The following is an 18,754-nucleotide window of genomic DNA, read 5'->3' as shown; positions in this document are numbered from 1 at the left end:
ACAATACAATGAAAACATTCAAATCTGTTTTTGAAAATTATGATTGGGAAACCATTCAATCTAAAATATATCAGACCTCATCAAAAGATGTTGCGTATTCCTTGTCCAAAACCAAACGTAATCTTGATGATTTTTTAGTTCTGATTTCTCCAGCAGCACAAAATTATTTAGAGCAAATGGCACAGGAATGCCATGAAATTACTAAAAAACGTTTTGGCAAAACCATTCAAATGTATGCTCCTCTTTATTTAAGTAACGAATGTCAAAATATCTGTACGTATTGCGGTTTTAGTTTAGATAATAAAATCAAGCGAAAAACACTTTTGGACTCTGAGATAAAACTCGAAGTTGAGGCCTTGAAAAATCTTGGTTTTGATCATGTTTTATTGGTTACTGGTGAAGCTAATTACACTGTCAATATTAATTACTTTCTGAATGCAATTGATTTAATCAGAGAGCAATTTTCTATTATTTCTGTAGAAGTTCAGCCTCTTTCTACTGAAGAATACCAACGTTTGCATGAAGCAGGGGTTTATTCTGTTTTGGTTTATCAGGAAACGTATCATCAGGAAGTATACAAAAAATACCATACAAAAGGTAAAAAATCCAATTTTGATTTCAGGCTTGAAACTCCTGACCGAATTGGAACTGCCGGAATTCATAAAATTGGTTTGGGCGTTTTATTAGGTTTGGAAGATTGGCGTACAGATAGTTTTTTTAATGCATTACATCTTGATTATCTTCAAAAGAAATATTGGCAGACCAAGTATTCAGTTTCATTTCCGAGACTTCGCCCTGCTGAAGGAATTATCGAACCCAATTTTATTATGGATGATAAAGATCTGACACAGTTAATCTGCGCTTATCGTTTATGGAATGAAGATCTTGAAATTTCTATTTCGACTCGTGAAAACGAAAAATTCAGAAACAATATTATTCCGATTGGCGTAACAAGCATGAGCGCAGGATCTAAAACCAATCCCGGGGGGTATGTTGTTGACCCTCAATCGCTGGAACAATTTGAAATTAGTGACGAACGTTCTGCAAGAGAAATTGCCGAAGTCATTACTAAAAAAGGTTATGAACCTGTTTGGAAGGATTGGGATAAAAATTTTAGTCCGAAAGTCGAAAGTCATAAAGTCTAAAAGCATCTAATCGACTCTTTTCAGTTATTTTATTTTCACATCTTTTTATCCCAAATTTAACTTTCAACTTTAGACTTACAAATAATGAGTATCATACAAGAATTTTTACGTTATAACCGACAAACGATTCTTCCTGAAATTGGCGATGAAGGTCAGGAAAAACTCAAAAAGGCACGGGTTTTAGTAATTGGTGCAGGCGGTTTAGGCTGTCCAATCCTACAATATATAGCAACGGCCGGAGTAGGCTTTGTTGGAATAATGGATTTTGATATTATCGAAATTCACAATTTACATCGACAAATTTTATATACTGAGAACGAAATTGGCCAGGAAAAAGCTATTGTAGCCAAAAATGTTATTTCGAAACTGAATCCTTTAATAATAGTTGAAGCAATTCGTGAAAAATTAACACCTGAAAATGCATCAAAAATTATCCAGCAATATGACATTGTGGTTGATGGCTCTGATAATTTTACGACTCGTTATTTGATAAACGATACTTGTGTTGAACTTCAAAAACCTTTAGTTTATGGAAGTATTTTAAAATTCGAAGGACAAGTAGCTGTTTTTAACCATAACGGAAGTAAAAATCTACGTGATTTATTTCCTGAAATGCCAAATCCAAAAGATGTTCCGAATTGCAACCTCAACGGAGTTTTAGGAACTTTACCCGGAATTATTGGTACGATGATGGCACACGAAACACTAAAATTAATTTTGGAATTACCAACCTTAAAAAATGAACTGGTACTTTTTAATACTTTGAATTATAGCTTTACAAAATTGAATTTTTAGTAAACAACTTCATCGCCAACCTGAATTATTCCGGGATTCAAACCAACAATGTTGATTCCGAATAAAACAGAATTATTAACATTTCTATATTTACTCAAAGTTTTTAGAGGTTCTTTTTTTACAACACCATTCTGCGGATCATTGTTAACCATAATACATCTTCCGCAGGGTTTTACATTTTTAAACTGAATTTTTCCAATTTTAAACTGCTCAAAATTATCTTCCTCGTGAGGGGTTTGAGTACTAATAACAATATTAGGACGAAATCTTTTTACAGTTATTTTTTCTTCTAATTTATTATTCAAAAAATCCAAACTTTTTGTCCCGATTAGTAAATATGGATAAGCATCTGCAAAACTCACATTATATGTTTCTTTCGACCTTGAACTTTCATGTTTGCGATCTCCTGCTTTAATGATTTTTACCAATTTGCATCCAAATCCCAAATGCTCGCTAAACCATTTTGAAGTCGTTTTATTTACTTCAAAAACAAAACTTTTATCATCCCACACTTTAGTATAAATCTGGTCGTCTAAATGTTCACTGATTGAGAATTCATGTTCATAATCCTGAAAAGTAATCTTGATTTTTCCGTCTGAGATTTGAGGATAAAACTGGCTCAAAACAGGATATTCTCTTTGAGTTATAAGTTGATTATCTGTGTCAATGAGCATCCATCTTCGATCATTTTCAAAACCCATTTCTTCAGCAAAAGCTTGCTGACAGCTAATTCCGGCAAGGCTTTTTATCGGATAAATATAAATTTCTTTTACAATGTAAACAGCACTCATTTATTTACTTTTTAAAATAGACATAAAATCGTCACGATCAATTTCGCGGCATCCTAAACTCTCTAAATGGGGATTATAAACCTGACAGTCTAATAACTTATACTTTTCTGTTTTTAAATAATTCGCCAAAACTATAAAAGCTACTTTAGAAGCATTTGAAACTTTAGAAAACATACTTTCACCACAGAAAACATGGCCCAAATCGATTCCGTATAAACCTCCAACTAAAATATCATCCTGCCAAACCTCTACCGATTTTGCAATTCCTTCTTTGTTTAATTTGCAATAGGCATCGATCATTTCGTTTGAAATCCACGTTCCGGTTTGTCCATCACGTTTTATCTTTTGGCAATTTGAAATAACATCTGCAAAGTTCTGATTAAAAGTAACTTTAAACTGATTTCGCTTCAAAATAGTACGCATACTTTTCGAAACAACCAATTCATCTAAAAACAAAACCATTCTTGGATCAGGAGACCACCACAGAATGGGTTCACCTTCATTGAACCATGGAAAAATTCCGCTTTTGTAAGCTAACTGTAATCTTTCCGAATTTAAATCTCCGCCAATTGCCAGAATACCATCTTTATCAGCTTCAGAAACCGGTGGAAAAAATAAATCTTTATCTACGTAATACATTTTAAAAAATCAATTTCAATAACAATAGCAATTTCAAACTTCCATAATCTTTCTTTGTGAAGTTACTTGTGCTATTTCTCATTTTAGTCGAAATGACAAAACTAACTCAAAAATAAAATTCCAAATCCCAAATACACATTCATGATTTGGAATTTGGAATTTAATTATTAGTATTTAACCTTTTTTAGAAAGGTAAATCGTCCGGTTCGTCTTCGTTTAAATTTGTTGCCGGAGCAAAAGCTTCTGCAGCTGGCATTGGAGGCGTTTGCCCAGGACTTTCAGGTGCTAATCTTTCAATTCTCCAACCTTGAATACTATTGAAATATCTGGTTTCTCCTTGTGGATTAACCCATTCTCTTCCTCTTAAATTGATAGAAACTTTCACAGCCTCACCTTGCTTGTAGCTGCTTAATAAATCGCATTTATCTTGTGTAAATTCGACTAAAATATGCTGTGGATACTGCTCATCTGTAGTCACGACCAATTCTCTTTTTTTGAATGACGCACTAACCTGCTGTTCCGGATTAACTACTTTTACTTTTCCTATAACTTCCATCTTCTTCTATATTAATTTATTATTTCGTTTCTTATTTCTTTGCTAAAAGCACTTTCCAAGCCGATTCAACATCGTCATTATTCAGGTATTTTTTGGCTTCTAAATGTATTTTTTCCTGATCATCGGAGCTTAAAACTCCCTTAACAGAAAAATTTTCTTTCACAAATATACTAACTTCTTCTGTTGTAGGCAAGGCTTCAATATTGCCTAATTTTCCAAGATCATTTCCGTTGAAAACAGGGCTTTCCCTGATGAAACCTGGAATTACATCCACACCAACACCTAAAGTTGTCAGTGGTTTTTGTACTTCAAAAAGTCCCTGATTCGATCTTGAATACCAATTATTTCCTAATCTTGAAACCAAATCTATTTTATGCTGATCAATGACTCCGTTTGCATCTAAAACGGATTCGTGAATATGAATTTTTACCACTTCACAAAGAATCAGGTTTCCTGCTCCTCCTTCTGATCCCAGCGGAATAATCTGCGTGACTTTGCATTCAAACTGTACCGGAGATTCCTTTACGCGATACGGTTTTACCAAATCTGAAGGAATTTGTGTTAATCCTGCTTTTATAAATTCGTTTACTCCCTCGCCATATTCTGTACTGGCTAATGATGTTTGCTGAACCAAATCATAATTGACCACATTAATTACGACTTCACCAGTAGCTTCGGCATTGATCAAGGTGTGTTTAATCGTATTATCACGTACACGTCTTGAAGGCGAAAAAACCAAAATTGGCGGGTTGGCACTAAACACATTAAAAAAACTAAAAGGCGATAAATTCGGAATTCCTTTTGCACTAATTGTACTGGCAAAAGCAATTGGTCTCGGGCCAATGGCACTTTGCAGGTAGCCTTGCAATTTTGCTGTTGGTATCTCTTTTGGATTAATGCTAATCATATTCTTTGTTTTTTAACTGAATCCCGTTTCAGCAAATACAAAAGTATAGAAATCGTTTCTGCCAAAGAAATAGTTTTAGGCTTAAAAACAAAAATCTTTAAACATTCACAAAATATTAAATGTGTTTATTTCGTTATATTTATAGCTCAAAAATTACCCTATGCATTTTTCTGAAAGCAGAAATACGACCCGTTGGATTATTATTTTTATTTCCTTTTCAATCATTTCACTGATACTTTGGAATACCTATACCTTTTTTCAAATATTCAAAAATGAAGAGCGATTGAAAATGAATATTTTGGCCAATGCACAAAAAACAATCATCAACGCCGATGAATATACAGATCTTGATTTGCCGCTGGAAATTACAAACAGTAATTCTTCAGTACCGGTAATGTTGGTGATGTACGACAAAGTGATTAATTCCAAGAATGTTCCTGATGAAATCCTAAATGATAAAGAAAAATTTAAGTCCTATTTAAATAAATTAAAAAATGAAAATGAGCCTATTATTTTTGAATACGCTCCGGGAAAACACCAACAATTGTATTACGGAAATTCGGCATTACTTAATAAACTTAAATATTACCCGATTGCTCTATTATTGATTATTTTTTTGTTTGCCGCTTTAATTTATAATTTCTACAGAAGTACCAAAATAGCTACTCAAAATAAACTTTGGGCAGGAATGGCTAAAGAAACTGCTCATCAAATTGGAACTCCTCTTTCTTCTTTAATTGGTTGGGTCGAAATATTAAAAACTGAAGAAATTGATCAGACAATCACATCTGAAATTGAAAAAGATGTTGAACGTTTGCAGACAATTACTGATCGTTTCTCTAAAATTGGTTCTGTTCCTGTTCTTGAAAACCATGATGTTGTTCAAGAAACCTTACAAACTTTTGAGTATTTACAATCACGTTTTTCAAAACAGGTTACCTTTTCGTATCAAACTCCGGGTAAACCTATTTTTGCATTAATTAATCCAATACTTCATAGCTGGACTATTGAAAATCTGGTAAAAAATGCCATTGATGCCATGAAAGGAAAGGGAACTTTAGATCTCCAAATTGAGCAGGACAATCATCATGTAAAAATAAACATAAAGGATTCCGGAACCGGAATTTCTAAAAAACAATTCAAAACTATTTTTGAACCCGGATTTACAACAAAAAAACGCGGCTGGGGATTAGGACTTTCTTTAACCAAAAGAATCGTTGAAGAATATCACAGTGGAAAAATTAAGGTTTTACATTCTGAAATTGGCAAAGGAACTACGTTTCAGATTTCATTAAATAAAAAAGTGCAGTGAACTGCACTTTTTAAATTTTTATTTCTTTCTATATTACAAATTTGCCTGAATCCTTTTTGCCAAAGCTTCAAATTCATCTTTAGAAAGTGAAACTTTATTCACAAAGCGCATTTCATCCATTTCATTTAGCGGAATAAGATGTACGTGCGCATGAGGAACTTCTAAACCAACAACTGCAATACCCACTCTTTTGCAGGGAACTGTTTTTTCTAAAGCAATTGCAATCTTCTTAGAAAATTTCATTAGACCCAGATACAATTCATCCTCTATGTCAAAAATCTTATCTATTTCTTGTTTTGGTATACAAAGAGTGTGTCCTTTTGCATTTGGATTTACATCTAAAAATGCAAGAAAATTATCGTCTTCGGCAATTTTGTAGGCCGGAATTTCTCCGTTGACTATTTTTGTGAATATGGAACTCATTGTTTTAGGTTTAATCTCTGGAAATTTCAAGGATTTCAAATTTCAAAACACCATTTGGTACTGTAATTTCAGCTACTTCTCCAACAGATTTCCCAAGTAAACCTTTTCCGATAGGAGATGTCACTGAAATTTTGCCGGTTTTTAAATCAGCTTCACTTTCTGCAACAAGCGTATATTTCATTTCCATTCCGTTGCTTTGATTTTTGATTTTTACATTCGATAAAACCAATGCTTTCGAAACATCTAATTGTGATTCATCAATTAATCGGGCATTAGAATACACTTCTTCGAGTTTAGAAATTCTCATTTCCAACAAACCTTGTGCTTCTTTTGCTGCATCATATTCGGCATTTTCAGATAAATCTCCCTTATCTCTTGCTTCTGCTATATCCTGAGATGCTTTTGGACGCATCACACTTTTTAAGTGTTCCAACTCCTCTTTTAATTTCTTTAACCCTTCTGCTGTATAATAAGATACTTTACTCATAACTTCATCGTTTATATAAATACAAAAAATCCCATCAGGACGGGATTTTTCTTATTACAAATATACTATTATTTTTTACAGTACATAATTATATGTTAATGATATAGAATTCAAAAGCAAATAAATTATTTTTGTCTCACTAATTCCCTTTAAAACAATGAAAAAACTCTGGCTTTTAATCCTTTTTATTTCTATACTTTTTTCCTGCAGTGATAACGATATAAACAACAAAAATCCTTATATCCCAAAATATCCTGTGAATTTTACAATAGATATGAACTTACCGGCTTACTCTAATCTAAAATATGTCAGTAACGGCGTTATTATTTCAAGCTATGGTGCGAAAGGGGTTATTATCTTTAATGCCGGAAGCGGGTATAATGCTTTTGATGCAGCGTGTCCTAATCAGGCTTTAACTTCTTGTAATGCTATGACTATTAAAGGCATTAATGCAGTTTGTTCCTGTGATGATTCAGAATACAGCTTGTTTACAGGTTTAGGCGGAAAAGAATATCCTCTGATACAGTATCGTGTTGAAGTAAGCGGAACTATAATTCATGTTTATAACTAAAATATAAAAGCCTGAAAGTTTTAAATTTTCAGGCTTTTATATTTTAGTTTTTTAAAATTTCAATGTCAATCCGACTAAGAAGTTAGTTCCTGCCTGCGGATAATAACCTACACCCTCCATAGTCTTAACTGCCGGAGGATTAGAGTAATCATCATCGAAGGTGTAGAAAAACCCATTACTTTCGTACTTTAAATTAAAGATATTATTAACTAAAGCCGATATCATTATTGATTTGAAAACTTTATTTGTTTTGAATTCAAACGATGCATTAAAATCATTTACAAAATAACTGTCCAGCTTTGAAAGTTCCGAATCTATATTCCCCATAAATTGTTCACCCACAAATTTAGATAATAACGATAATTGCAAGCTTTTAACTGGCATAAAAGTCAAACGATTCCCGGCAATTATATTAGGAGAAAAAGCGATATTGGTTTCTCCCAAATTTTGCAAAACACCATCTCTTGTAAAATAAAAGTCTTTATTTTTGTTTTGACTTAAAGTAACATTAGGCTGTAAAAACCATTTTTCTGAAAGCTTTAGTGTTGCATCAATCTCAATTCCTGCTCTGTAACTGTCACCACTATTGGCACGAAGAGGAGAACCGACATCGTTTAATTCTCCCGTTAAAACCAACTGGTCTTTGTATCCCATATAATAGAAATTGGTATTGAGTTGAAAGTTGTCTGAATTGAATCTCCATCCTAACTCAAAATCATTTAATTTTTCCGGTCTTACATTTCCGCCTTCATAATCGTCTCTATTTGGTTCGCGATTAGCTCTTGCATAAGAGAAATACAATGTGTTTTTTGAATTGATTTGAAAGTTGAAACCTGCTTTAGGATTAAAGAAATTGAATTTATCATCTACTAATCCTGTATCAGAACTATTGGCTTTGTAAGTCACTCTTCTGTATTGTAAATCTCCATAGAAACTTAATTTGTCTGTTAACTGATAATTTGCTTTTGCAAAAATATTCCCATCCTTTTTTGTTGAAAAATCATTATAATAAATATCTCCTTGTTCACTTTGGGTTGCATATCTTGCCCAGATTATTTTTCCAAAATGATCCCCTTCATATTTGTTCCAGCCTCCACCAAAGATAATATCCAGCTTTTCTTCTTTGTATTTTACTGAAAAGGTGGTTCCATAAAAATCATTGTCCAGCCATTTTTGTCGAATTAAATCAGTTGAATTTACTTGTTTTCCATCAACTGTTATTGGAGTAAATCCTAAAAAATCAAATGAGGTTTCGTTACTAAACAATACATTTTGAAAATACCAATCATCTGCATATTCTTCATAATAACCTTTTCCTTTTGTGTAATGAAAAGCCAAATTGGTGCTCCATTTGTCCGAAAATGATTCACTCCAATGCAGCTGATAATGATCCTGCTGGTAATTATCAGTTTGATTTTCATAAAAACCTTCGGGAACACCTGTGTCATTGTATTTTTGACCTATCGAATTAAAAGTTCTGTCCTTTTTTAAAGTTACGGCATCAATTCCGTTCCAGGATTGATATGTCTTTTCAGTTCCGCCAAAAACCAATGCTTTAATTAAAGTTGTTTTACCAACATAGGTTCCCTGTAAAAAATACGATTTTAAATCAGAACTTGCTCTGTCAACGTATCCATCAGATTTAATAGTTGATAAACGTCCGGCCAATTCAAAATGATCGTTTAGCAAACCTGTGCTGAATTTCACAGTATTTTTATTCGAATTAAAACTTCCATAAGAACTTGAGATTTCACCATTTGCTTTTGTAGCATAATTATCTGTCAGCATGTTCAAACTGGCGCCAAAAGCGCCCGAACCATTTGTTGATGTTCCAACACCACGCTGCAATTGCAAACTTTCTACTGATGAAGCAAAATCGGGCATGTTTACCCAAAATGTTCCCTGACTTTCGGCATCGTTATATGGAATTCCGTTTATGGTAATATTCACTCTTGTAGCATCGCTTCCACGTACACGAATTCCTGTGTAGCCCATTCCGTTTCCGGCATCAGAAGTCGTTACTACTGATGGCAGATAGTTCATCAAAATTGGAATATCCTGACCCAGATTTCTGGTTTTTATGTCTTTTTTGTCTAGATTACTAAAACTCACCGGCGTTTTTGTAGTGACACGAACTGCCGAAACCAATACATTATCCAATTGATTAACTTTGGTTGAATCCTGCTCTTGTGCGATAGAAAAAAGAGAATAGAAAAAAGAAAATAGAAAAAAGAAAATAGACTTGTAATTTGCCAATTTTTGGCTTTTAAAAACTTTGCAGCTTTGAAACTTTGCAGCTTTGAGACTTAAATAGGTTTTCATCCGTAAATAATTACGAATAAAAGGGGGAATTATTCTTTTGGTTAAATTAATAAATGTGTTTCCGACAAAATATAATGCAAACTAAAATTGTCGTTTTTCCCTTAGCAACATTACTTGCTCAGGTTCTTTGGGTATGATCTCAGCTCGTTATTTAGAGCACCCCTTTGAGACGGTGCAAATGTAATGTTAAAATATTTAAAACTCCAAAAAAGAAATTCCAAATTCCAAAACGACCGAGAAAGAATGTTTTTGGAATTTAATCCAATTTTGGTTTCTTTCGTGATTGTTTTATTTCAGAAATATTTTTCTTGTCTTTAATTCTCTTTTTAATCACCGATTTAGGAATTTTAGTTTCCTTTCGAACCTTAGGAACAAATAATCCCTTTTTGATGATTTCTACAAATCGTTTCGTAACAATCTCTTTATTTTTAAACTGGCTTCGGTCTTCATCACAATTTAAGATTAGAATATTTTCAGAAGTTAATCTTGTCGATATATTCTCTTTTAAAAGTATTTTTTCATCATCGGATAAAGCCTGAGAATCATTCAAATTAAAAGTCAGTACAATTTTTGAGGAAACTTTATTTACGTTTTGGCCACCTGCCCCACTGCTTCTTATGGCTTTAAAGCTTAATTCTGATATGATTTTTTCTAAATCCATTATTGTGGTTGATGTGCTGGCTTTAATAAATCATTTACCGTTTTAACCGGATTAAAAGTAATCAACGGAACCGCAACAAAAATAGTTAGCCAGTTTGACATTCCACCGTTCCATAATCCCGGTAACTCATAATTTTTAACTATTTTACCTTCGGCGCTTTTTTCTACAATGAATCCTGTATTATGATCTACAAAATCTGCCAGATTAAACTGCTCTCCTTTGTAATTTTTAGTCCCGCAAACTAAATCCACCGGGTTAAAATGGGTTGCATCCTCTAAAATTGATTTTTGTTTTTTGTTGGTTAAATCAACTTGTGAACTTTCTACAATTTGCAGTGAAACATCTCCTTTGTCATTTCTGATCCAAAAAGGCCCTCCACCTGCTTCACCTTCATTTTTAACCATTCCACAAACCCGAATTGGTCTGTCGAGAAGTTCTTTTATTTTACTTATTTTATTTTCATAAGTAAACTTATTAAAATCGTTAGTCATTTCGATGCTGAGATTTTGCATTAAAAACTCAACTATCTTGTCAATATCCTCTTCTTTAATCTGCTCCTTTTCTATAGCATTCAAATAACCAAAAACTTTTTGTTGTGTTGCTATTAAAACTCCTGCCAGCCCTTTTTTACAGAGTGTCGTTTTATCAATATTATTCTGGATAACATTGTCTATGTTTTTTATGAAAATAATATCCGCATCAATTTTATTAAGATTTTCAATCAATGCTCCGTGTCCTCCAGGCCTAAAAATGAATGATCCTGTTTGACTTCTGAAAACATTATCCTTTACATCAACCGCAATAGAGTCTGTACGTTTGTTTTGGTAAGAGAAACTAATATTGATTTGAGTACCTGATTCTGACTCGATTTTTTCTTTTACTTCTGCAATAGCTTTTTCAAATAGTTCCTGATGTGCTTCTGAAACTGTAAAATGTAAATTAGAAGTATTATTTGTCGCAGCATAATGCACACATTCGTTTAAATGTTCTTCTATTGGATTTGCAATATGCGTTTTATATTTATGGAAAGGCAACACCGCTTTTGGTTTATTTGCAAAATCAAAATAATCAGGAGATAATAATATTTTTATGAAATAATAATTTTTATAATCCCTGTCTAAAGTATCAAAATTGGGATAAATTACTTTTAGTTGTTTATAAACAGCATCAAAAAAAGGAAACTTATCCATTGCAACAATAAAAATAGACAAATCTTTATCTTTTTTTCTATTAATATAAGAGTTAATTGCTTCTTTTTCGATATCATAAGTATTCAAAAAAGCAATTAAAAATTTAAACATCCGGGTTGCTGCACCTGAAGCGGGAATAAATTTACATATTTTAAAATTCTCCTTATGAATATCAAAAAAACTTGCTTTTTCTTCAAAATCAGCAGTTGACAAACTTAAAATTCCGTTATCCAATGTTGCTGGACTTATTAAATTGCTTTTAGAAATCCCTTTTTTAAAAATATTAAGTTGTTTTAGTATTTTTTCGAAAGGTATTCCATGATTATAAATTTCCACAAAATCAGCAGATGAAAACCCTCTTTTTTTAGCAATTGTAAGATTATCGATAATCGCAGTCGCTTTTACTAAACGACTTTCTCTATCACCGGAAATAGTAATAAATGGCTTTTTATTATCAATTAAAGTTTGCTTAAAGACAGAAAAAACAGTTTCTCTTTTATTTGGATTGTCGCGAATATCGTCTTTTTCCCAGGGAACATCAATATCTGTCAGAAAAAATAAATCGTACTCATGTGCTAAGGCAGCTTCATTTAAAAGTGGATTACAGACACCATAATAGACCTCAGAAAAGACTTTGGTCACCATTAAATTAGTATCGCAAAACAGATATTTTTGAGCAGTTTCCAGTTTTTCATTTTCTAATGCTACTTGTCCATACGCAATTGGCATCATATCTCCTTCAGTACAAATCTGCTTATTTTCTTCCCATTTTATCTGCAAATAATCACGTGCGAACTCAGGAACCCACTCCGTTTCATAATAATCCGCGAGCTGTTTTGCCAATGTGGTTTTCCCTGTGCTTTCAGGTCCAAATAAGGCAATTTTTATAATATTTGTTTTTTGCTGTCTAAGATTTTTCTCCATTCTAAATAAGCTGAAATAGCTAAAATTGTAAAAATTAAATACTGAAGTGACAACATTCCTAATCCTCTGTAGGCATAAAGTGGCACAACAATAATATCACCAATAATCCAAAGTGTCCAGTTTTCGATTTTTTTCTTGGCCATATACCACATTCCGGCAAAAAATATTCCTGACGAAATCATATCGACATAGTTGTCATTTTTAATCTCATAATCAAAATATTTATAAATACCGAAAACTACAAAAATGGTTACAAAAAACAATAAAATTCCTATGATTTTTTCATTATCATTTGTTCTTGTAATGGGTAAATTATCTTCAACAGTTCCTCCCTTTGCCCAAACATACCATCCATAAATACTCATAATAGAAAAATATCCGTTGATAATCATATCCCCAATATAACCGGCAACATACAACAGATAAACCGAAATTACAGTCGCTATTAAGCCAGTTGGATATACCCAGATATTCTCTTTTTTTGCAAACCAAACACTCAATATTCCGCAGACAAACACCAAAAACTCTAAAGCCATATGCCATAGCGGTGCATTTTTATAACTGTCTAAAAAAAAATCAATCATCTTGATTAGTATCTGGTTGTTTATAGTTCAAAAAAATGGCTATTGTTTTCGAAAGCAGTTCCAATTACGACTAAATCTGCACCCGCATTATAAGCATTTTGAATTCCTTCTAAATTTACGATTCCTCCACCAACAATTATAGGTATTTGGATATTTTGGGCAATTAGCTGAATCATTTCCAAGGGCACTGCATTCTTTGCTCCGCTTCCGGCTTCTAAATAGATTAATTTATTCCCTAACATTTCTCCGGCCTGGGCTGTTGCCAAAACTAAATCAAAATCTTTTCGATTAAGCGGTTTTGTTTTACTAACACGTGCTACTGCTGTTTCATTCCCGCTCTCAATTAAAATATAACCTGTTGAAATTACTTCAAGATTGGTTTTTTTGAGAATAGGTGCTGCCTGAACCTGATATTCTATTAAATAATCAGGATTTCTGCCAGACAATAATGACAGAAACAAAATAGCATCAGCCTGAGGTGAAATCTGCGAAGGATCTCCCGGAAATATAATAACGGGCAAGTTTGTTTTTTGTTTTAACTGTCTAATTAAATCTTCTAAAATTGTAGCCTGAACAATGCTGCCTCCTACAAAAATATGGGTTGCGGGAGACTGGTTTATTTTATCTAATAAATGATTTAAATTTTTCCATACAATTTTATCAGGATCTAAAAGAATAGCCAGTAATTTCTGCCCCTCTTTTTTAGCCTTCAAAATTTGTTGGTGTATGTTGAGTAATTTTTGCTGCATAACAGCCGTAAAAGTAAAAGTTTTTTAATGCAGAAGAACTATTTGAATGAATTATATTTGTGTAATGGCGTTAGTTCAACAAATGAAACAATTATGATTACAGCTGAATTATTAGAAAAATATGGTGCTCTGAAGAAATTCTTCAATAAAAACGAAGTCATTTTTGACGAAGGAAATCTACCTGCTTATTATTATCAAATTATTTCAGGCGAAATAAAAATGAGTAATTATAATGATGATGGACGAGAGTTCATCCAGGGAATATTTTATAAAGAACAATCTTTTGGAGAACCTCCGTTGTTCCTGAATCAAAAATACCCTGCCAATGCTATTGCAGTTGAAAACAGCGAAATTTTTCTTCTTTCAAAGTCAAACTTCTGGAAACTTCTGGAAGAAAACTCAAAAATCAGCATTAAAATAATCGAAAATCTGGCACAGCGACTGTATTATAAATCGGTTATGGCTGCTGAAATCTCTACCCAGGAACCAGAGCACAGAGTTTTGAAATTAATCGATCATGGTATCGCTTATTTCAATTTTCAAAAAGATAAAAATGGCTATCTCATCAATTTCACCAGACAGCAAATTGGAGATCTAACAGGTTTACGTGTCGAAACCATCATCAGAACCATAAAAGCACTGGAGAAAAAAGGCGAATTGAAAATTATAAACAGAAAAGTATACCGATAAAAAAGTTTTCGTTTTATGATTTAAGTCATAAAATGCAGCGGTATTGTGCATGTACCTTTGTTGATATAAAAAACTCAATATCATGACACTATATCAAACAACATTCGACATTTTCAATAAAAACTATATGGGTTCTGCTGCAATGGCAGTAATTGGACAAAGCTGTTTAGGAGGTGCTGCAGCTATGTATGTTTTGGCTAACGGAACTTCAATTCCGCAAATGATTCAATTGGCTATAGTTGTTTTAGCTTGTATCTTTGTAAATACTTCAATTTTGGCTCAAATGAAACACAAAGTTGTTTTTAATCTTTTAATTCTGAGTTCAATTTTAAGTGTATTATTCATTTTAATAAACACCCTTTTTCTGTGAAAAAACAAATAGAAGATAGAGATGACATTACTCTTTTAGTGCATCAGTTCTATGCTAAAATAAGAGCCGATTCAGCAATCGGCTTTTATTTTAATGATATAATAAAAGACTGGGACGCACATCTCGAAAAGCTGACTGATTTCTGGGAGATGAATTTATTTGGAGCAAAAAAATATAATGGAAATCCACTGACTGTCCATAATGAAGTTGATGCTCATTTTGATGGCAGAATTACCTCTAATGAATTTGGGATCTGGCTAAATCACTGGTTTCAGACCATTGATGAATATTTTGAAGGCGAAAATGCTGATACTCTCAAAAGACGCGCCAGAAAAATGAGCACTTTTTTGTATATGAGTATGTTTGAAAATCGAAAAAAAGGAAATTAAGCTTAAATAACTCAAGACAAAGTATGTCATTTCGACGTAAGGAGAAATCACACTAGAAGCTCCACAAAGCATGACTCCAATCTTTGTCGAATCCCGCATGTGATTTTTCCTTACGTCGAAATGACAGAATTGTGGTTATTCTTAAATATACTAAGATTGGAATTTGTGATTTTTATATTGAATTTTCACTTTTCAAAAGCATAAACCAAAGTAAACTTACCCTCAAAATTATCAGATTCTATTTCCTGATAATGAACGTTAAAATCTTTTATCAAATTATCAAAATGAAGACTTGCCTGAGTGTGAGATTCCTCTAAAGAAAAATCATCAACCAAAATATGATCTTTAAAACTGATTCCTTTTTCATTTCTGATTTTAAAGATTGCTTCTTTGGCTCCCCAGATTACAGTAAGTTTTTTCATATACTCTTCTGTAGACAAGACATCTAAATAATCCCATTCATAATCGGTAAATTTATCTGCAATTCTCTGAATTTTTTCCCGCTGTAACTCCATATCAATTCCAACCGTTTCGTGACTAATAATTATTGCCGCAAAATGATAGGAATGTGTTATAGAAATATAATTATGACAATCGAAATAAGGCTTTCCGAATTCATCATAATGCAAATCTTTATCTGTAAAACCCATTTCCTGAATCAACATTCGAACGCTCAAAAAAGCGCGCTGATGCATTTGAGATTTCATTCCATCCAGTCTCCTCTGCGTTTTCTCTTTTAAAACTACTTTGCTTTTTAGTTCATCAAAAGATTCGGTGATTTCCCAAATTAAAATTCGGGTGTTTTCATTGCATTGTATGGTCTGAAATAGAGGCATTCTTTTTTAAAATTATGAATTATAAATAATTTTCTTTGAAACAAAACTTCTTATTGACTGCCTGTTCTTTCTAGCCCTGATGGGAACGGCATCCTTTTGTGGCGGCGTTCGCCATAAAAGATATAGTGAACAGCAGGATTAGCTTCTAAAAAACATTAATCAACTAATACACTAAAGATTAACAAATTAAACATTTCACAAATCTTACTGAAAGTAGTAAAAATAAAAAGCTATTCCTTAAATTTGCAAAAATTTTACAATTACAAATATACTATAAATGAGTACAACGACTACGCCTTATGTGGCTTTCAAAGTAAAAGACATTTCTCTGGCTGCCTGGGGAAGAAAAGAAATCGAACTGGCTGAGGCTGAAATGCCAGGTTTAATGGCACTTCGTGCTGAATACAAAGACGAACAACCTCTTAAAGGTGCTCGTATCGCCGGATGTTTACACATGACGATTCAAACTGCTGTTTTGATCGAAACTTTAATTGCTCTTGGTGCAGAGGTTACCTGGTCATCTTGTAACATTTTCTCTACTCAGGATCAGGCTGCTGCTGCTATTGCTGCTGCGGGAATTCAGGTTTATGCATGGAAAGGTCTTGATGAGCAATCATTTGACTGGTGTATTGAGCAGACTTTATTCTTTGGTGAAGACAGAAAACCATTGAACATGATTTTGGATGATGGCGGAGATTTAACGAATATGGTTATTGACCGTTTCCCAGAATTGGTTCCTGGAATCAAAGGATTGTCTGAAGAAACTACAACTGGTGTTCACAGATTATACGAAAGAGTAAAAGCAGGAACGCTGCCAATGCCTGCAATCAACATTAACGACTCAGTAACTAAATCTAAATTTGATAACAAATACGGTTGTAAAGAATCGGCAGTTGATGCAGTTCGTCGTGCAACTGACTTGATGTTAGCTGGAAAAAGAGTTATCGTTTGCGGATACGGTGACGTTGGAAAAGGAACTGCTGCTTCTTTTAGAGGTGCAGGATCTATTGTAACTGTTACTGAAATTGACCCAATTTGTGCTTTACAAGCTGCAATGGACGGTTATGAAGTTAAAAAATTAAACACTGTAATTGCTAATGCTGATATCATCATTACCACTACAGGAAACAAAGATATCGTTCTTGGAGAGCACTTCGAGCAAATGAAAGACAAAACTGTTGTTTGTAACATCGGACACTTTGATAACGAAATTGATATGGCATGGTTAAACAAAAACCACGGTGCATCTAAAATCGAAATCAAACCTCAGGTTGACAAATATACTATCGCTGGAAAAGATATCATCATTTTGGCTGAAGGTCGTTTAGTAAACCTAGGTTGTGCTACAGGTCACCCAAGTTTTGTAATGAGTAACTCATTTACAAATCAAACTTTGGCACAAATCGAATTATGGAACAACAGTGCTGCTTACAACAATGACGTTTATATGTTACCAAAACATTTAGATGAAAAAGTTGCTGCTTTACACTTAGCTAAATTAGGCGTTGAACTTGAGGTTCTTCGTGACGATCAGGCTGCTTACATTGGTGTTGATGTTAAAGGCCCGTTCAAGCCGGAGTATTACAGATACTAGATTAGTGAATAGTCATTAGTAAATAGTGATTAGACAGCTTTCAAAATAACTCAAAACCCTTGCAGAAATGTGAGGGTTTTTTACTTTTGTAGGTCTATTTCAAAATATAAGTTTCTTTTTGAAAACAAAACCAAATTATGAGATTACACCTAATTACATTAATAATATTATTGCCACTTTTTGTAACTGCACAAAATTTCAATCCGCCAAAATACACACCTCCAACACAAAATGAGATGTTTCCGTGGATGTATGATCGTCCAAAACCGCAGAAAGTAGAAATCGTAAAACCTTATTCCCGAAATAGCATTGAAAACGCAGAAGCCAAATTAGCAAAAGAAGAACGAAAATTAAAAAAACTAGGCAATAAAGTATGGGATATAGAAGCTGATTTAAAAATCAAAATCAAAAATTTACAGCATCTGGAAAATACACCACAGAATAGTAATGACTCCAATCGCCAAAAAAACATTGAAAAATGTAAAAAAGAAATAAATGAATCTCAAGACAAACTAAATAATGCAAAAATTGAACTGGAGTTAAGTTCAAAAAGAGCAGAAGAGCTTGAAAAAGCTGTGGAAGATGCTAAATTTATAAGAACAGAATACTAAACTTGAACATAAAAAAAGCATTACTCCTTTTAATGACCGTATCTTTAGGATTCTGCGTTACGATATCTAAAAAAACAGAAAATATTTCTATTTCAAGCAACTATCCATGGCTACAATCAAAATTTTTTAAATATTAATTCCTACAAACATTCTAAATTTGACCACAATATTTCTCTGGATTTTGGAGTAAAATTTTCTCCTAATAAAA

The 18,754-nt window shown here is 33.0% G+C and carries 21 protein-coding genes; 9 read left to right on the top strand and 12 right to left on the bottom strand.

Annotation, left to right across the window (positions count from 1 at the left end; genetic code table 11):
• The first annotated feature begins 8 nt into the window (after positions 1 to 8).
• A complete protein-coding gene (gene thiH / locus BXU10_RS10115) occupies positions 9 to 1,145 on the top strand; it encodes a 2-iminoacetate synthase ThiH (RefSeq protein ID WP_078227223.1) in 1,137 nt (378 codons plus the stop codon).
• Positions 1,146 to 1,229: 84 nt separating this feature from the next.
• Entirely contained in the window at positions 1,230 to 1,940 is a 711-nt protein-coding gene (locus BXU10_RS10110; protein WP_078227222.1) for a HesA/MoeB/ThiF family protein, read from the top strand.
• On the opposite strand, the gene BXU10_RS10105 is transcribed toward BXU10_RS10110, so the two are convergent.
• From BXU10_RS10105 to BXU10_RS10090, 4 genes are all read right to left on the bottom strand, one after another.
• A complete protein-coding gene (locus BXU10_RS10105; protein WP_078227221.1) occupies positions 1,937 to 2,731 on the bottom strand; it encodes an MOSC domain-containing protein in 795 nt (264 codons plus the stop codon). The genes BXU10_RS10110 and BXU10_RS10105 overlap by 4 nt on opposite strands.
• On the bottom strand, positions 2,732 to 3,370 hold the full coding sequence (gene aat / locus BXU10_RS10100) for a leucyl/phenylalanyl-tRNA--protein transferase (protein ID WP_078227220.1): 639 nt from the start codon (positions 3,368 to 3,370) through the stop codon (positions 2,732 to 2,734). It abuts the gene before it with no gap.
• A 184-nt stretch (positions 3,371 to 3,554) separates the two neighbouring features.
• Positions 3,555 to 3,926 carry a DUF3127 domain-containing protein gene (locus BXU10_RS10095; protein WP_078227219.1) on the bottom strand — a complete coding sequence of 124 codons (372 nt, stop codon included), beginning with the start codon at positions 3,924 to 3,926 and terminating at the stop codon, positions 3,555 to 3,557.
• Positions 3,927 to 3,957: 31 nt separating this feature from the next.
• A complete protein-coding gene (locus BXU10_RS10090) occupies positions 3,958 to 4,833 on the bottom strand; it encodes a flavin reductase family protein (protein ID WP_078227218.1) in 876 nt (291 codons plus the stop codon).
• Positions 4,834 to 4,993: 160 nt separating this feature from the next.
• Between BXU10_RS10090 and BXU10_RS10085 the strand changes: the two genes are divergently transcribed.
• Positions 4,994 to 6,145 (top strand): PAS domain-containing sensor histidine kinase, encoded by a 1,152-nt coding sequence (locus BXU10_RS10085; protein WP_078227217.1) that lies wholly within the window; start codon positions 4,994 to 4,996, stop codon positions 6,143 to 6,145.
• A 33-nt stretch (positions 6,146 to 6,178) separates the two neighbouring features.
• On the opposite strand, the gene BXU10_RS10080 is transcribed toward BXU10_RS10085, so the two are convergent.
• Together BXU10_RS10080 and greA are read right to left on the bottom strand one after the other, a co-directional pair.
• Positions 6,179 to 6,568: an HIT family protein gene (locus BXU10_RS10080; RefSeq protein WP_078227964.1), complete on the bottom strand. Its 390-nt coding sequence runs from the start codon at positions 6,566 to 6,568 to the stop codon at positions 6,179 to 6,181.
• A 10-nt stretch (positions 6,569 to 6,578) separates the two neighbouring features.
• Positions 6,579 to 7,055, bottom strand: a complete 477-nt coding sequence (gene greA / locus BXU10_RS10075; protein WP_031454382.1) for a transcription elongation factor GreA — start codon at positions 7,053 to 7,055, stop codon at positions 6,579 to 6,581.
• A 157-nt stretch (positions 7,056 to 7,212) separates the two neighbouring features.
• On the opposite strand from greA, the gene BXU10_RS10070 reads away from it, so the two are divergent.
• Positions 7,213 to 7,626 (top strand): hypothetical protein, encoded by a 414-nt coding sequence (locus tag BXU10_RS10070; protein ID WP_078227216.1) that lies wholly within the window; start codon positions 7,213 to 7,215, stop codon positions 7,624 to 7,626.
• Between the two features lie 51 nt (positions 7,627 to 7,677).
• On the opposite strand, the gene BXU10_RS10065 is transcribed toward BXU10_RS10070, so the two are convergent.
• The 5 genes from BXU10_RS10065 to BXU10_RS10045 form a co-directional block, all read right to left on the bottom strand.
• Entirely contained in the window at positions 7,678 to 9,948 is a 2,271-nt protein-coding gene (locus BXU10_RS10065; RefSeq protein WP_078227215.1) for a TonB-dependent receptor, read from the bottom strand.
• Positions 9,949 to 10,204: 256 nt separating this feature from the next.
• On the bottom strand, positions 10,205 to 10,609 hold the full coding sequence (arfB, locus tag BXU10_RS10060; protein ID WP_078227214.1) for an alternative ribosome rescue aminoacyl-tRNA hydrolase ArfB: 405 nt from the start codon (positions 10,607 to 10,609) through the stop codon (positions 10,205 to 10,207).
• Entirely contained in the window at positions 10,609 to 12,723 is a 2,115-nt protein-coding gene (locus tag BXU10_RS10055; protein WP_078227213.1) for a DUF4301 family protein, read from the bottom strand. The genes arfB and BXU10_RS10055 overlap by 1 nt, the downstream gene beginning before the upstream one ends.
• Positions 12,684 to 13,307, bottom strand: coding sequence for a nicotinamide riboside transporter PnuC (gene pnuC, locus BXU10_RS10050; RefSeq protein ID WP_078227212.1), 624 nt, complete (start codon positions 13,305 to 13,307; stop codon positions 12,684 to 12,686). The genes BXU10_RS10055 and pnuC overlap by 40 nt, the downstream gene beginning before the upstream one ends.
• A 20-nt stretch (positions 13,308 to 13,327) precedes the next feature.
• Complete coding sequence (locus tag BXU10_RS10045; protein WP_078227211.1) at positions 13,328 to 14,056, bottom strand: geranylgeranylglyceryl/heptaprenylglyceryl phosphate synthase; 729 nt, start codon at positions 14,054 to 14,056, stop codon at positions 13,328 to 13,330.
• A 93-nt stretch (positions 14,057 to 14,149) separates the two neighbouring features.
• Here BXU10_RS10045 and BXU10_RS10040 point away from each other — a divergent pair, with 93 nt between their 5' ends.
• The 3 genes from BXU10_RS10040 to BXU10_RS10030 all read left to right on the top strand — a co-directional run bounded on the left by BXU10_RS10040 (position 14,150) and on the right by BXU10_RS10030 (position 15,505).
• Entirely contained in the window at positions 14,150 to 14,746 is a 597-nt protein-coding gene (locus BXU10_RS10040; RefSeq protein WP_078227963.1) for a Crp/Fnr family transcriptional regulator, read from the top strand.
• A gap of 82 nt (positions 14,747 to 14,828) precedes the next feature.
• Positions 14,829 to 15,116, top strand: a complete 288-nt coding sequence (locus tag BXU10_RS10035; protein WP_078227210.1) for a hypothetical protein — start codon at positions 14,829 to 14,831, stop codon at positions 15,114 to 15,116.
• Positions 15,113 to 15,505, top strand: a complete 393-nt coding sequence (locus BXU10_RS10030) for a group III truncated hemoglobin (protein WP_078227209.1) — start codon at positions 15,113 to 15,115, stop codon at positions 15,503 to 15,505. The genes BXU10_RS10035 and BXU10_RS10030 overlap by 4 nt, the downstream gene beginning before the upstream one ends.
• 185 nt (positions 15,506 to 15,690) lie before the next feature.
• Here the strand turns inward: BXU10_RS10030 and BXU10_RS10025 are convergent, their stop codons facing one another.
• Positions 15,691 to 16,341, bottom strand: a complete 651-nt coding sequence (locus BXU10_RS10025; RefSeq protein WP_078227208.1) for a 4'-phosphopantetheinyl transferase superfamily protein — start codon at positions 16,339 to 16,341, stop codon at positions 15,691 to 15,693.
• Positions 16,342 to 16,618: 277 nt separating this feature from the next.
• Here BXU10_RS10025 and ahcY point away from each other — a divergent pair, with 277 nt between their 5' ends.
• Together ahcY and BXU10_RS10015 are read left to right on the top strand one after the other, a co-directional pair.
• Positions 16,619 to 17,935, top strand: coding sequence for an adenosylhomocysteinase (gene ahcY, locus BXU10_RS10020; RefSeq protein WP_078227207.1), 1,317 nt, complete (start codon positions 16,619 to 16,621; stop codon positions 17,933 to 17,935).
• A gap of 137 nt (positions 17,936 to 18,072) precedes the next feature.
• Positions 18,073 to 18,546 (top strand): hypothetical protein, encoded by a 474-nt coding sequence (locus tag BXU10_RS10015; protein ID WP_078227206.1) that lies wholly within the window; start codon positions 18,073 to 18,075, stop codon positions 18,544 to 18,546.
• Positions 18,547 to 18,754: the final 208 nt, after the last annotated feature.

Origin of the sequence: Flavobacterium sp. LM4 (assembly GCF_002017935.1) — a bacterium.
Lineage (GTDB): Bacteria > Bacteroidota > Bacteroidia > Flavobacteriales > Flavobacteriaceae > Flavobacterium > Flavobacterium chungangense.
The sequence above is the reverse complement of the archived record's forward strand: the minus strand, read 5'-3'. Positions and strand labels throughout refer to the sequence as shown.

Bases quoted from the DNA above. Each gene is read 5' to 3' on its own strand.
- thiH (WP_078227223.1), top strand. From the start codon at position 9: ATGAAAACATTCAAATCTGTTTTTGAAAATTATGATTGGGAAACCATT.
- BXU10_RS10110 (WP_078227222.1), top strand. From the start codon at position 1,230: ATGAGTATCATACAAGAATTTTTACGTTATAACCGACAAACGATTCTT.
- BXU10_RS10105 (WP_078227221.1), bottom strand. From the start codon at position 2,731: ATGAGTGCTGTTTACATTGTAAAAGAAATTTATATTTATCCGATAAAA.
- aat (WP_078227220.1), bottom strand. From the start codon at position 3,370: ATGTATTACGTAGATAAAGATTTATTTTTTCCACCGGTTTCTGAAGCT.
- BXU10_RS10095 (WP_078227219.1), bottom strand. From the start codon at position 3,926: ATGGAAGTTATAGGAAAAGTAAAAGTAGTTAATCCGGAACAGCAGGTT.
- BXU10_RS10090 (WP_078227218.1), bottom strand. From the start codon at position 4,833: ATGATTAGCATTAATCCAAAAGAGATACCAACAGCAAAATTGCAAGGC.
- BXU10_RS10085 (WP_078227217.1), top strand. From the start codon at position 4,994: ATGCATTTTTCTGAAAGCAGAAATACGACCCGTTGGATTATTATTTTT.
- BXU10_RS10080 (WP_078227964.1), bottom strand. From the start codon at position 6,568: ATGAGTTCCATATTCACAAAAATAGTCAACGGAGAAATTCCGGCCTAC.
- greA (WP_031454382.1), bottom strand. From the start codon at position 7,055: ATGAGTAAAGTATCTTATTATACAGCAGAAGGGTTAAAGAAATTAAAA.
- BXU10_RS10070 (WP_078227216.1), top strand. From the start codon at position 7,213: ATGAAAAAACTCTGGCTTTTAATCCTTTTTATTTCTATACTTTTTTCC.
- BXU10_RS10065 (WP_078227215.1), bottom strand. From the start codon at position 9,948: ATGAAAACCTATTTAAGTCTCAAAGCTGCAAAGTTTCAAAGCTGCAAA.
- arfB (WP_078227214.1), bottom strand. From the start codon at position 10,609: ATGGATTTAGAAAAAATCATATCAGAATTAAGCTTTAAAGCCATAAGA.
- BXU10_RS10055 (WP_078227213.1), bottom strand. From the start codon at position 12,723: ATGGAGAAAAATCTTAGACAGCAAAAAACAAATATTATAAAAATTGCC.
- pnuC (WP_078227212.1), bottom strand. From the start codon at position 13,307: ATGATTGATTTTTTTTTAGACAGTTATAAAAATGCACCGCTATGGCAT.
- BXU10_RS10045 (WP_078227211.1), bottom strand. From the start codon at position 14,056: ATGCAGCAAAAATTACTCAACATACACCAACAAATTTTGAAGGCTAAA.
- BXU10_RS10040 (WP_078227963.1), top strand. From the start codon at position 14,150: ATGATTACAGCTGAATTATTAGAAAAATATGGTGCTCTGAAGAAATTC.
- BXU10_RS10035 (WP_078227210.1), top strand. From the start codon at position 14,829: ATGACACTATATCAAACAACATTCGACATTTTCAATAAAAACTATATG.
- BXU10_RS10025 (WP_078227208.1), bottom strand. From the start codon at position 16,341: ATGCCTCTATTTCAGACCATACAATGCAATGAAAACACCCGAATTTTA.
- ahcY (WP_078227207.1), top strand. From the start codon at position 16,619: ATGAGTACAACGACTACGCCTTATGTGGCTTTCAAAGTAAAAGACATT.
- BXU10_RS10015 (WP_078227206.1), top strand. From the start codon at position 18,073: ATGAGATTACACCTAATTACATTAATAATATTATTGCCACTTTTTGTA.